The 13,208-nt window shown below is 70.3% G+C and carries 9 protein-coding genes; 4 read left to right on the forward strand and 5 right to left on the reverse strand.

Annotation, left to right across the window (positions count from 1 at the left end):
* Nucleotides 1–12: 12 nt before the first annotated feature.
* The 4 genes from N1032_RS07490 to N1032_RS07505 form a co-directional block, all read right to left on the reverse strand.
* Nucleotides 13–393 carry a DUF4233 domain-containing protein gene (locus N1032_RS07490; protein ID WP_259538399.1) on the reverse strand — a complete coding sequence of 127 codons (381 nt, stop codon included), beginning with the start codon at nucleotides 391–393 and terminating at the stop codon, nucleotides 13–15.
* Nucleotides 390–1,913 carry a bifunctional folylpolyglutamate synthase/dihydrofolate synthase gene (locus N1032_RS07495; RefSeq protein WP_259538400.1) on the reverse strand — a complete coding sequence of 508 codons (1,524 nt, stop codon included), beginning with the start codon at nucleotides 1,911–1,913 and terminating at the stop codon, nucleotides 390–392. The genes N1032_RS07490 and N1032_RS07495 overlap by 4 nt, the downstream gene beginning before the upstream one ends.
* A complete protein-coding gene (ileS, locus tag N1032_RS07500; RefSeq protein ID WP_259538401.1) occupies nucleotides 1,906–5,331 on the reverse strand; it encodes an isoleucine--tRNA ligase in 3,426 nt (1,141 codons plus the stop codon). Before ileS ends, N1032_RS07495 begins: the two co-directional genes overlap by 8 nt.
* A gap of 264 nt (nucleotides 5,332–5,595) precedes the next feature.
* Complete coding sequence (locus N1032_RS07505) at nucleotides 5,596–6,213, reverse strand: TetR/AcrR family transcriptional regulator (protein WP_259538402.1); 618 nt, start codon at nucleotides 6,211–6,213, stop codon at nucleotides 5,596–5,598.
* 126 nt (nucleotides 6,214–6,339) lie between these two features.
* Here N1032_RS07505 and N1032_RS07510 point away from each other — a divergent pair, with 126 nt between their 5' ends.
* The 4 genes from N1032_RS07510 (at nucleotide 6,340) to N1032_RS07525 (ending at nucleotide 12,189) form a co-directional block, all read left to right on the forward strand.
* Entirely contained in the window at nucleotides 6,340–8,001 is a 1,662-nt protein-coding gene (locus N1032_RS07510) for an ABC transporter substrate-binding protein (RefSeq protein WP_259538403.1), read from the forward strand.
* Nucleotides 8,002–8,093: 92 nt separating this feature from the next.
* Nucleotides 8,094–9,113: an ABC transporter permease gene (locus tag N1032_RS07515; RefSeq protein ID WP_407933018.1), complete on the forward strand. Its 1,020-nt coding sequence runs from the start codon at nucleotides 8,094–8,096 to the stop codon at nucleotides 9,111–9,113.
* The gene (locus tag N1032_RS07520; protein ID WP_310795931.1) at nucleotides 9,110–10,183 is read left to right on the forward strand and encodes an ABC transporter permease; all 1,074 of its coding nucleotides are present in this window, start codon (nucleotides 9,110–9,112) and stop codon (nucleotides 10,181–10,183) included. The genes N1032_RS07515 and N1032_RS07520 overlap by 4 nt, the downstream gene beginning before the upstream one ends.
* The gene (locus tag N1032_RS07525) at nucleotides 10,090–12,189 is read left to right on the forward strand and encodes a dipeptide ABC transporter ATP-binding protein (protein ID WP_407933013.1); all 2,100 of its coding nucleotides are present in this window, start codon (nucleotides 10,090–10,092) and stop codon (nucleotides 12,187–12,189) included. Before N1032_RS07520 ends, N1032_RS07525 begins: the two co-directional genes overlap by 94 nt.
* A 15-nt stretch (nucleotides 12,190–12,204) precedes the next feature.
* Here the strand turns inward: N1032_RS07525 and N1032_RS07530 are convergent, their stop codons facing one another.
* Nucleotides 12,205–13,191 carry a GTP pyrophosphokinase gene (locus N1032_RS07530; protein WP_259538404.1) on the reverse strand — a complete coding sequence of 329 codons (987 nt, stop codon included), beginning with the start codon at nucleotides 13,189–13,191 and terminating at the stop codon, nucleotides 12,205–12,207.
* Nucleotides 13,192–13,208 lie beyond the last annotated feature (17 nt).

Genomic DNA, 13,208 nt, shown 5'->3' on the forward strand with positions numbered 1-13,208 from the left:
TCCGAGCGGCGGTCAGCTCGTGGCGGCGGGCGGCTCGTGCGCCTGCGCCGAGGCGGCGGCGGCCGCGTTCTGCCGGTCGATGGATGCACCCTTGACCATGCAGTAGACCCAGAGGCCGATGAAGATGGCCGCGACGATCGAGAGCAGCGGAACCAGGAAGCACGCGGCCACGATCACGGCCTGCAGCACCCAGCCGAGGGCATAACCCCAGCGGAATCGCAGCAGTGCCGCGGTCGCGATCAGCAGCACGCAGAGCGCCGCTCCCCCGATCAGGGCGACCGGCGCGGGCAGCGCCTTCAGCCCGAAGATCACGAGCGCGGCGAAGAACATCACGATCGACTCGAACCCGAGCACGATCGCCCCGAGGCTCTGCCTGACCGAGCCGCCTCTCATTTCCAGCCCTCCTCCGCCGCGAGCGAGATGACCTCGCCGACGAGGGTGATCGAACCGGTCACGAGCACGGCGCCCTGCTCGCTGTCGCCCGCGATCTCGCGCGCCTGATCGAGCGCGGCCACGAGGTCGGGCTCGACGAGCACCCGGTCGGCGCCGACGACGCCCACCACCACCGAGGCCAGCTCGTCGGGGTCGATCGCGCGCTCGCTCGACGAGGTCGTCACGACGAACTCGGCGACGGCCGGGGCGAGGGCGCGGATGATTCCCTCGACGTCTTTGTCGGCCAGCACCGCGATAACGGCCACGACCTTGTCGAACGTGAAGTACTCCCCGAGCGCCGCGGCGAGGGCCTCGGCGCCGCCGGGGTTGTGCGCGGCATCGACGAGCACGGTCGGCTCGGTGCCGACGAGCTGCAGGCGGCCGGGCGACGTGGCGGTGGCGAAGCCCTCGGTGATCACGTCGTCGGTGAGCGCCTGGGTGCCGCCACCGATGAACGATTCGACAGCCGCGACGGCGACCGCCGCGTTGTGACCCTGGTGGTTGCCGTAGAGCGGCAGGAAGATCTCGCGGTAGGTGCCGGCGAGCCCTTGAATCGACACGAGCTGTCCGCCCACCGCCACCGTCGACTCCAGCAGGCGGAAACCGGCGTTCTCCGACACGAAGGTCGACTCCGTGAGCTCGGCCGCACGCGTGAGCTCGGCCAGCGCCTCGGGCGGCTGGGCCGCGCTGACGACCTGGGTGGCCGGCTTCACGATGCCCGACTTCGTGCGGGCGATCTCGGCCACCGTGTTGCCGAGCCGCGCCGTGTGATCGAGCGAGATCGGCGTGAAGACCGCCACCTGGCCGTCGCCGACGTTGGTCGAATCCCACTCGCCACCCATGCCGACCTCGATCACCGCGACATCCACCGGCGCGTCGGCGAAGCTCGCGAAGGCGAGCACCGAGAGCGCCTCGAAGAAGGTCAGCGCCGGTTCGCCCGCGGTCTCGAGCTCGGTGTCGACCAGGTCGAGGAACGGCTCGACGTCGCGCCAGTTGGCGGCCAGCGACTCGTTCGAGATCGGCACCCCGTCGATCATGATGCGCTCGTTCACGCGCTCGAGGTGCGGGCTCGTGAAGAGCCCCGTGCGCAGCCCCGACGCACGCAACAGGCTCTCGATGATGCGGCTCGTGCTGGTCTTGCCGTTGGTGCCCGTGATGTGGATGATCGGGTAGGCCCGCTGCGGGTCGCCGAGCAGCTCGACCGCCCGGCGCGTGGCCGAGAGCCGGGGCTGCGGCGCCGCCTCGCCGAGGCGCGAGAGCAGCGCTTCATAGACGGCGTCGCCCTCTTCGACGAACTCGTCGGGCGCGTCGAGGCCCGCTGCCTCGAACTCGTCTTCACCGCGCGAGTTGTAGCGCTCGGCGATCGAGTCGTCGCTGTTCTCCGGCTGCTCGCCGAAGTCGAGCTCGCTGTCGAACTCGTCGTCGGCGTCGCCGTCGCCGAACGGGTTGAAGGGACCGCCGGAACCGTTCCGATCAGACATTCTGGGTCACCGACTTCCGGCTCACGGCGATCACGAAATCGTCTTGGTTGGCATATCTCCCGGCCGCGATCCGGGCGAAGTGCTCGGGAGCCGCCGAGGCCACGCCCGGCAGCCACTCCGAGGCGAGCACGTCGCGGTAGTCGTCGATCGACGGGTTGTCTCGGGGCGAGAGCACCTCGAAGTCGGTCGCGAGGGTCTCCCCCGCGATGTCGACCGCCCCGGCGAGACCCGCCACGGCGGCGGCATCCGCGTCGGAGAAGAACACCAGGTCGAGCGCGATGCGGTCGCTGACGTCGAATCCGGCCGACTTGCGGGCATCCTGAACCGCGCGGATGACGTCGCGCGCCAGCCCTTCGGCCTCGAGCTCCGGGGTGAGTGTGGTGTCGAGCAGCACGAAGCCGCCCGCGGGCAGCAGCGCCAGGGCGGTGCTGCGGCCCGATCCGTCGTCGCCGGCGCCCGAGGCGGCTTCGAGCACGAGCTCGTATTCGCCCTCGAGCAGGTCGATGCCGCCCGACGTCACCACGCCGTTCGCCTCGCTCCACTGGCCGGTGCGGGCTCCCTGGATGGCCTGCTGCACGCTCTTGCCGAGCCGCGGGCCCGCGACCCGCGCGTTGACGGTGAGGCGCGACGTGATGCCGAACTCCGCGGCGCTGGTCTCGGCGAGCTCGACGAACACCACGGCCTTCACGTTGAGCTCGTCTTTCAGGATGCCCTCGAACTGCGCGAGCGCCTCGGCGTCGTCGGTCACGATGGTGAGCGACGCGAGCGGCAGCCGCACGCGCAGGCCGTCGTGCTTGCGTAGCGACAGCACCGTCGACGAGATGGCGCGCACGGTGTCCATCGTGTGCACGAGACCCGCGTCGGCCGGGTAGTCGTTCTCGTTCGGCCAGTCGGTCAGGTGCACGCTGCGGCCACCGGTGAGGCCCTTCCACATGGCGTCGGAGACGAGCGGGATGAGCGGCGCGGCCACCCGGGTCACGGTCTCGAGCACCGCGTAGAGGGTGTCGAACGCGGCGCGGTCGTCGCCCGACCAGAAGCGGTCGCGCGACCGGCGCACGTACCAGTTCGTCAGCACGTCGGCGAAGTCGCGCAGCTTGGCGGCGGCGAGGGTCGCGTCGAGCGCCTCGAGGTCGGCCGTGACCGACTGCACGAGTTCGCGGGTCTTGGCCAGCAGGTAGCGGTCGAGCACATCGGTGGAGTCGGTGCGCCAGGATGCCTCGTAGCCGGTGCCGCCGTCATCCGACGTCGCGCTGTTGGCGTAGAGGGTGAAGAAGTAATAGGTGCTCCACAGGGGCAGCAGCAGTTCGCGCACGCCCTGCCGGATGCCCTCCTCGGTCACGATCAGGTTGCCGCCGCGCAGCACGGGCGACGACATCAGGAACCAGCGCATCGCATCCGACCCGTCGCGATCGAACACCTCGCTGACGTCGGGGTAGTTGCGCAGCGACTTCGACATCTTCTGCCCGTCGTTGCCGAGCACGATGCCGTGACTGATCACGTTCTTGAACGCGGGCCGGTCGAACAGCGCGGTCGAGAGCACGTGCATCACATAGAACCAGCCGCGGGTCTGCCCGATGTACTCGACGATGAAGTCGGCCGGGCTGTGCGAGGCGAACCAGTCGCGGTTCTCGAACGGGTAGTGCACCTGGGCGAACGGCATCGAGCCCGAGTCGAACCACACGTCGAAGACGTCGGAGATGCGGCGCATCGTCGACTTCCCCGTGGGGTCGTCGGGGTTCGGCCGGGTGAGGTCGTCGATGTAGGGGCGGTGCAGGTCGACCTGGCCGTCGCGGTTGGTGGGCAGCGTGCCGAAGTCACGCTCGAGCTCGTCGAGCGAGCCGTAGACGTCGACGCGCGGGTGGTTCGGGTCGTCGCTCTTCCACACCGGGATGGGCGAGCCCCAATAGCGGTTGCGCGACACCGACCAGTCGCGCGCCCCGGAGAGCCACTTGCCGAACTGGCCGTCTTTGACGTTCTCGGGCACCCAGTCGATCTGCTGGTTGAGCTCTTCCATGCGGTCGCGGATGGTGGTGACCCGCACGAACCAGCTCGACACCGCCTTGTAGATCAGCGGGTTGCGGCAGCGCCAGCAGTGCGGGTAGCTGTGCTCGTAGCTCGCCTGACGGATGAGCCGGCCGTTCGCCCGCAGCAGCTGCGTGAGCGGCTTGTTGGCGTCGAACACCTGCAGGCCCTCGACATCCGGAACGCTCGAGAGGAACCGGCCGCCGTCGTCGACCGAGATGATGACGGGGATGCCCGCGGCCTCGCAGACCTTCTGATCTTCTTCACCGTAGGCGGGAGCCTGGTGCACGATGCCGGTGCCGTCGCTGGTCGACACGTAGTCGGCCACGAGGATCTGCCAGGCGTTCTGGGTGCCCCACTTCTCGGTGTCGGCGTAGTAGTCCCACAACCGGTCGTAGGCGACGCCCTCGAGCTCACGCCCGACGATGGTGCGTGACACGGCGGCACGGGCCTCGTCGGCCGAGTCGTAGCCGAGCTCTTTCGCGTAGTTGCCCACGAGGTCGACGGCCAGCAGGTAGTCGGCGCCGAGCACCGTCGGGTCGCCGGGGGTGGCCGACTCGCGCTTGACCTCGGAGTCGGCGGTTCCGTTCGGGCCCGCCGGCACCACGGCGTAGGTGATGTCGGGGCCCACGGCGAGCGCGAGGTTGGTGGGCAGGGTCCAGGGCGTGGTCGTCCAGGCCAGGGCGCGCACGCCGGTGAGCCCGAGCGACTCGGCCCGGCTGCCGACGAGCGGGAAGGTGACGGTGACCGTCTGGTCCTGCCGCATCTTGTAGACGTCGTCGTCCATCCGCAGCTCGTGGTTCGACAGCGGCGTCTCGTCGTTCCAGCAGTAGGGAAGCACGCGGTAGCCCTCGTAGGCGAGGCCCTTCGTGTGCAGTTCTTTGAAGGCCCAGATCACGCTCTCCATGAACGTGACGTCGAGCGTCTTGTAGTCGTGCTCGAAGTCGACCCAGCGGGCCTGGCGGGTGACGTACTCCTGCCATTCCTTGGTGTACTGCAGCACCGACTTGCGCGAGGCGGCGTTGAACACCTCGACGCCCATCTCGTCGATCTGCGACTTCTGGGTGATGCCGAGCTGGCGCATGGCCTCGAGCTCGGCGGGCAGGCCGTGGGTGTCCCAGCCGAAACGGCGTTCCACCTTCTTGCCGCGCATGGTCTGGAAGCGCGGAAAGAGGTCTTTGGCGTAGCCGGTGAGCAGGTGGCCGTAGTGCGGCAGACCGTTCGCGAACGGCGGGCCGTCGTAGAACACCCACTCCGCGGCATCCGCCCGGTTCTCGATCGAGGCACGGAAGGTGTCATCGCCCTTCCAGAAGGCGAGCACGCCCTCTTCGACGGCGGGGAAGCTCGGCGAGGGCACGACGGCCGAGAAGTCGTCGGAATCTTTGGGGTACGTCATGGGCTCTCCTGGACGGCGGATGTCGGCTGCCTGTTCCACGAGGACGGATGCCCGCATTCGGCGCTCATCCGTGGTACCACCTCGCTTGCCGGCCAGGCTCCTCGCGGAGGTCTGGTCGACCGCTTGTTCTTAGGCGCTGACGGGCCCGACCCGTCTGGTTCTACTGAGTGCCCGCTCGTGTCGCCACGCGGTGCCGGACACCGTTCTTCCAGAGGCTCACCGGTGATTGCCGGATCACAGCCATACAGCACACCATGTTACCTGCTATTGCAGCGTGCCGGCATCCGGTTCGAAACCGCGCACGACCGGATGCACCACGCGCTCCACGTAGGACACCAGCGGCTGGCGCGCGGGCCCGTCGGAGGCCCACCGCCCCACCGCGGCCGCCGCGGCCCCCACCACCGCGAGGGCGATCGCGCGGGCGCGCAGCGACGCGTCGACGCCGGTGAGCCGCGAGGCGAGGAAGCGCTCGATCACGTCGGCGTGACCCAGGGCGCGCGCGAGCCCGGCGGCGCGGAGTTCGTCGTCGATGCCCATCACGTCGTATTGCGTCAGCACGAGTGGCGCCCGGTCGGCCGTGAACCCGCGAGCCGTGGCCGCGAGCGCGATCTCGACCTGCTCGAGCGGGTCGCCGGTGGGGGCGGCGTCGGCGAGCGCCTCGTCGAGCGCGCGGATGCTGGCATCGAGCTCCACCCAGAGCAGCTCGCTCTTCGACGAGAAGTAGTTGAAGAAGGTGTTGCGGCTGACGCCGGCGCGCCGGGTGATCTGCTCGATGGTGGTCTTCGCGTAGCCGTTCTCGACGAAGAGCTCGGATGCCGCCTCCTCGAGCATCTGCTGCGACGACGCCCTCGGGCGGCCCGCTCGGCCCGTGCTGATGGCCACTCGACACCTCCGGGAATGACGATCGGGAATAAATAGATTCAGTACAACAATTAGACTCAAGAGCGATCACCGCAGATCGCCTTTCACACCTTGCCACAGCACCATCCCACAGAGACAGGCTTTTCCGTGCCACTGCGTCGTCACTCCGGGCCCCCCCGGCCCGCCATCCTCCGCTCGCTCGCCGCCCTCGGCGCCGCCGCCCTGCTGCTGGCGGGCTGCGCGGCCGGGCCGGCGGCGACCACCGCCACCCCGGCATCCGGTGGCACGCTCACCTACGCGACCGGCTTCGGCGAGCCGACCTGCCTCGACCCCCACGTGGGCGGCAACATGCCGCAGGCGCTCGTGGGCACCAACTTCGTGGAGTCGCTGTTCTCGCAAGACGCCGACGGCACGATCGTGCCGTGGCTCGCGACATCCGGAACCCCGTCGGCCGACGGGCTCAGCTGGGACATCGCGCTGCGCGACGACGTGACCTTCACCGACGGAACGCCGTTCGACGCGGCCGCGGTGAAGGCCAACGTCGAGCACATGCAAGACCCGGCCACGGCGTCGTCGACCGCCATCCTCGCGCTCGGCAAGGTGACCGAGGTGCAGGTCGTCGACCCCACCACCGCCCGCTTCGTTCTGAGCGAGCCCGACAGCGCCCTGCTCGAGTCGCTCGCGCAGACCTGGCTGGCCATGGAGTCGCCCACCGCGCTCCAGCGCACGCAGGAGGAGAACTGCGAGTCACCCGTCGGCACCGGCCCGTTCGTGGTGTCGAGCTGGACGAAGCAGGACAACATCACCCTCGTGCGGAACGACGACTACAACTCGCCGCCCGCGGGCTCGGCGCACGAGGGGCCGGCCTACCTCGACGAGATCGTCTGGCGCTTCATCCCCGACTCGGCCACCCGCTTCGCGGCGCTGCAGTCGGGTCAGGTCGACGTGATCGACGAGATGCAGCCCGACAACGTCGTGGCCGCCGAGTCGTCAGACCAGCTCGACGTGCTGACGGGCGCGCTGCCCGGCGCGTCCATCCGGCTCGAGCTCAACGCCGGCTACGCGCCGTTCGACGACGAGAAGGTGCGCAAGGCGTTCATCGCGTCGGCCGACGTGAACCCGGGCATCGAGAGCCTGTTCTTCGGCACGGTCGACCGGTCGTACTCGGTGCTCTCGAGCGGCACGCCGTTCGGCGCCAGCTACCCCGACGACTTCGCGATCGACCCCGACCGGGCGAACCAGCTGCTCGACGAGGCCGGCTGGACGGGCCGTGACGCCGACGGCTACCGCACCAAAGACGGCCAGCGCCTGACGGTCGACTTCCCGATCTCGACCAACCAGTCGATCCCGGCCGAGCAGTCGTTGTTCGAGCAGATCCAGGCCACCACCAAGGAGGTCGGTTTCGACGTGGAGCTGCACCCGCTCGACCTGTCGAGCTGGTATGCGGCCCTCGGCGCGTGGGACTTCGGGGTGACGAGCGCGATCTACACGAAGAACTCCCCCGACGTGCTGCGCATTCTCTACCACTCGTCGAACATCATCCCGGCGCCGAGTGGTTACCACCCCAACAACGCGCACGTGTCCATTCCCGAGCTCGACGCCGACCTGACCGAGGCCGGGCAGACGACGGATGCCGACCAGCGCGAGGCCCTCTACGCCGACGCGCAGAAGATCCTGTCCGACGGCGCCTACGTGCTTCCGCTCTACGACCACCTGCAGAAGATCGGCTACGGGCCGCGCGTGCAGGGGCTGTCGCTGTTGCCGACGTTGCAGATTCCGACGTTCTACGACGCGTGGGTGCAGCAGTAGGGGCGGCCTCCGCGGCGGGGGCGGGCGGGCTGGGTGGCGCGGGCGGCCTGGGTGGCCCGGCCGGCGCGGGCCGTGCGGGCGGGCTGGGTGGGCTGCGCCGGGGTCGTGCTCCCGGAGGGTCGGCCGGAGGTCGGGGTGCCGGTGGGGCTGCCGCGTCGCGCCGTGGCGGCATCCGGTTCTGGCCCGTCGTCAGAGGGGTGCTGGTGCGCCTGGTGGGCGCCGTGTTCGTGCTCTGGGCGGCGGCCACGCTCACCTTCTTCGGGTTGCGGCTCATTCCCGGCGACCCGGCGCAGGCCATTCTGGGCGGGCCCGGGTCGCAGGCGAGTGCGGAGGCGCTCGCGCAGGTGCGGGCGGAGTACGGGCTCGATCAGCCGATCGGGGTGCAGTACGTCGCGCAGCTCGGGCGGTTGGCCACCGGCGATCTCGGCACGTCGTATTCGCTGAAGAGCCCCGTCGCCGACATCATCGGATCGCAGATCGGCGGCACGCTGCTGCTCGCGGCGCTCGCGCTCCTGGTGGCGTGGGTGATCGCCCTCGGGCTCGCCGTGTGGTCGACCCGCGGTGGGCGGGTCGCCGCTGCGGTCGGATCGACCCTCGAGATCGTCGCCGCGGCCGTGCCGCACTTCTGGCTCGCGACCGTGCTGGTGCTGATCTTCAGCACGGCGCTGCGGTGGTTCCCCGCAGTGAGCACGGCAGGGCCCGAGGGGCTCGTGCTGCCGGTGCTGACCCTCGCGCTGCCGCTCGCCGGATTTCTCGGACAGGTGATGCGCGAGTCGGTGCTCAACGCGCTCGAGGCGCCGTTCACCCTGTCGGCCCGGGCCCGCGGCGAGAGCGAGACCGGCGTGCGGTGGCGGCACGTGCTGCGGCACGGGGCGCTGCCGGGCGTCGCGCTGTCGGGGTGGGCGTTCGGCTGGCTCATCTCGGGGGCGGTGGTGGTCGAGACCGTCTTCGCGCGTCCGGGGCTCGGGCGCACCCTGCTCAATGCCGTGCAGCTGCGCGACGTGCCGCTCGTGGTGGGGGTGGTGCTGGTCGTGGCCCTCGGTTACGTGCTGATGACGCTGGCGACGGATGCCGCCACCCGGCTGGTCGACCCGCGGGCGAGGTTCTCGTGAGCCTGCCGACGAGCGCGCTGGGCGCGGGCGAGCCGGCGTCGCCGCGGGGAGTGGGGGGCGCGGCGGGCGACGTGGAGGCCTTCGGGGTGGGCGGCGAGGCTTCTCGTGCGGGCGGCTCGGGCGGCGGCATCCGGGGGGCGGGGCCGGACGGATCGGGTGGGCTCGCCGGCACTTTAGGGCGCGGGAGTGGTGGCGCTGGGCGCGGGCTCGGGGCGCGGGGGCCCGGTGCTCGGGGATTCGTGGGGCGGCGGTTCGGGGGGCTCGGGGCGCTCGGGGCGCTCGGGGTGCCGCAGTGGATCGCCCTCGGGTTTCTCGTGCTGCTCGTGGTCGCGGCGGTCGTGCCGTGGTTGCTCGCGCCCGGCGATCCGCTCGCCATCGCACCGGCGGAGGCTTTTCGCCCGCCGGGGTGGGGGCATCCGTTCGGCACCGACGAATCGGGGCGCGACATCTACACCCGTGTCGTGCACGGAACGGGGGCGTCGCTCGTGATCGGCGTGGCCGCCACGGCCATCGGCGTGGCGCTGGCGCTCGTGCTCGGGGTGGCGGCGGCGCTCGGCGGGCGCGTGGTCGACTTCGGGGTGAGCCGGTTTCTCGAGGTGCTGTTCGCGTTTCCGGGACTGTTGCTGGCGCTGCTCGTGATCACGGTCTACGGGCCGGGCATCGTGACGTCGACGATCGCCGTGGGGCTCGCCACCGCGCCCGGGTATGCACGCATCATCCGGGCGCAGACGCGGTCGGTGGCGTCGTCGGCGTATGTCGAGGCGGCGGTGGTGCTCGGGCGGTCGAGGGGGCGCATCCTGGGGCGGCACATCCTGCCGAATGCGATCGCGCCGGTGTTCGTGCTGGTGACGCTCGGGGTCGGGCAGGCGATCGTGTGGGCGGCGGCGCTCAGCTACCTCGGGCTCGGTGCCGAGCCGCCGGCAGCCGAGTGGGGCGCGATGCTCTTCGCCGGCAAGAACTACGTGGCTACGGCGTGGTGGATGACGTTCTTCCCGGGCCTCGCGATCGTGCTGAGTGCCGCCGCCGCGACCGTGCTGGGGCGGGCGCTGCAGCGGCGGGGCCCGCGGTGAGCGGGGCGGGGCGCGAGCTCGGGCGCGCGGGTGGTGCGGAGGGTGACTCGGGATGGGCTGGCGCAGGAACGGCTGGCTCGGGCACGGGTGGCGCCGGCGGCACGGGCGGCTCGGGCGGCTCGGACGCGCGTGGCTCGGACGCGGCTGCCGCTGGCGGGCGTCGGGGTGAGGTCGTGCTGCGGGTCGAGGACCTGCGGGTGGGATTCGGGCGCATCGGTGCCGCGCCGGTGGTCGACGGGGTGTCGTTCGAGTTGACGGCGGGTCGGGCGATCGCGATCGTCGGCGAGTCGGGTTCGGGAAAGAGCGTCACGGCGCGATCGCTGGTGGGGCTGGCCGGCGCGGGATCGTGGCAGACGGCGACGGCGCTGGAAGTGCTGGGCGAGTCGCTGCTCGAAGAGCAGCCGGCGCGGGCTCGAGCAGGAGCGGCGGGTGGTGGCCCGGGGCGTGCGGACGCGGCATCCGGAGACCTCCGCCTCGGTGCGGGTGACAGCGGTACAGGGGCGCAACGGCTGGCGGGCCGGGGGCTCGGCCTGTCGGCGCGGGCCTGGCAGCGGGTGCGGGGGCGCCGCATCGGGCTCGTGGTGCAGGACGCCCTGGTGTCGCTCGACCCGCTGCGCCCGATCGGGCGTGAGATCGGTGACGCTCTGCGGCTGCACACGCGGCTCGGTGTCGGCGAACGGCATGCGCGGGTGCTCGAGCTGCTCGAGGCGGTCGGGATGCCGGAGCCCGAGGTGCGGGTGCGTCAGCGGTCCGGGGAGCTCTCGGGGGGCCTCCGGCAGAGGGCGCTGATCGCGTCCGCTCTCGCGGCCGACCCGGCGGTTCTCATCGCCGACGAGCCGACTACGGCGCTCGATTCGACGGTGCAGGCGCAGATTCTCGACCTGTTCGACACCATCAAGGCCCGCGGCACGAGCCTGCTCTTCATCAGCCACGATCTTGCCGTGGTGTCGCGCATCGCCGACGAGGTGCTCGTGATGCGGGGCGGGCGGGTGGTGGAATCCGGGCCGATCGACCAAGTGCTCGGGTCGCCACGACACGACTACACGCGCGCCCTCCTGCGCGCCGTGCCGACGGGCGTGCCCCGCGGGCTCCGGCTGGCGGCGCCGCCCGCCGGGGCAGTGACGGCCATGCCGGTCACCACCGCCGAACCCCCCACGACCACCCCTGTCACCTCACTTCCCACGACCACCGCCGTCGGCGGGCCCAGTGCGCCCGTGCTCGAGGTGCGTGGGGTGACCAAGACATTCCCGGTGCGAGGGGGGCCGCGCGGCGGCATCCGCAGCGCTGTCGACGACGTGACGCTCACTCTCGAGCGCGGCGCCACGCTCGGCATCGTCGGCGAATCCGGATCGGGCAAGACCACCCTCGCCCGCATCGTGCTCGGACTCACCGAACCCGACTCCGGCAGCGTGTCGCTGCTCGGCGAGCCGTGGGTGCCTGGCGCCGAGAAGCTGCGGCGCCCTCGCCGGCGCCTGGTCGGGGCCGTCTATCAGGATGCGTTGTCGTCGTTCGATCCGCGGCTCACGGTGGGGCAGATCCTCGCCGATGCGCTCGGCGCCACCGACCTCGACGGGGCCTCCTCGTCAGCGCACCCCTCGGCCGAGCGCGTCGCCGCGCTGCTAGCCGACGTCGCCCTCGACCCCGCGCTCGCCCGCGTGCGACCGCTGCAGCTCAGCGGTGGTCAGCGGCAGCGGGTCTCGATCGCGCGGGCGCTCGCGCCGCAGCCCGACATCCTGGTCTGCGACGAACCCGTGTCGGCGCTCGACGTGTCGGTGCAGGCGCAGATCCTCGACCTGCTCGACGAGCTGCAGCAGCGCCGCGATCTCAGCTACCTCTTCATCTCGCACGATCTCGGCGTGATCGGTCACATGAGCGATCGGGTCGCCGTCATGAAGAACGGCCGCGTGCTCGAGCAGGGCGCCACCGCCGACGTGTTCGCCGACCCGCACCACGACTACACACGGGCGTTGCTCGCCGCGGCGCCGCGGCTGCCGGCTCGGGGCTGATGGCGCCGGGCCGGGTCACCGATATCGGGCGTATCGATCGCGTACCTGGGGGGCAAGGCGGTTGGCATAGTCCACCACAGCGATGTTGAGAAGAATCCGCAGCATCCCGACCTGAGCGAAACGCTCCGGCATCTCGGAATGCCCGACTTTCGGCGGATTTTCGAGCTCGAATCGCTCGGCAGCCCCTCGGTATTCGTCGACGACATTTTCAAGGGCACCGACCGTCTCGATGGTCGTGTACGCCGAGATGTCCTCCATCAGCCCGGAGACGAACGAGTCGTCCGGAGGCGTGCGGTCCGGAAAGAACTTTTTCAGCGCGGCAGCCAGCGTGTCCGCGTTCAGCGGGATCTCGCTCGCCGTCAACGCGGCAAGATCGTCGGTGGCTGCCTGTTTCGAGTTCTGAGACGCCTCATAGAACCGTTCGAAGCTACTGTCCGCGACATAGAACAGTGCGCTCAAGGCGTTGAAGTCCTTCCTCAACTCTTTCGGAATGCTCGATTCGCCTTTGTAGTCGATGTGGTGCGAGACATTTGCCCAGGCGTCCATCAAGATCGTCCGAAGTTGGATTTCGAACTCGACGTCATGCAGCCCGTCGTAATGCGGCCCGCTGAGTGAGGAGTTGAAGCGGCACACCGAGTGCACCGACATGTAGCCGAACGAGTCCTCGTCGGCATCCTCGATCTTGTTCTCTGTGCCGACGACGACGAAGACGTCGCCGAGCTTGTCTTCGAGTCGCCTGAGGTCGGATCGGAAGAGCGTGACGACGCGTCCCCCCACCAAGTCCTGGACGTCTGTCGGCCGCGCGAGGTGCTGCTTCCGGTCGAACTTCTCGAGGTAGGAGTCGAGCGACTTCTTGCGCGCCGAGATGTGGTGCACCTTCACCCCTGCCGTATCGGCCACCTTGGTCAGGATCAAGGTCAGGGACGCGGTCAGCCGATCGAACCGAGTCTCGTTCGCCTCGAAGTATGCCCGTGCGCTGTTCTGAGTTTCACTCACATCCACAACGACAGCTTACCGAG

The organism is Herbiconiux daphne, from assembly GCF_024979295.1.
Taxonomy (GTDB): Bacteria; Actinomycetota; Actinomycetes; order Actinomycetales; family Microbacteriaceae; genus Herbiconiux; species Herbiconiux daphnes.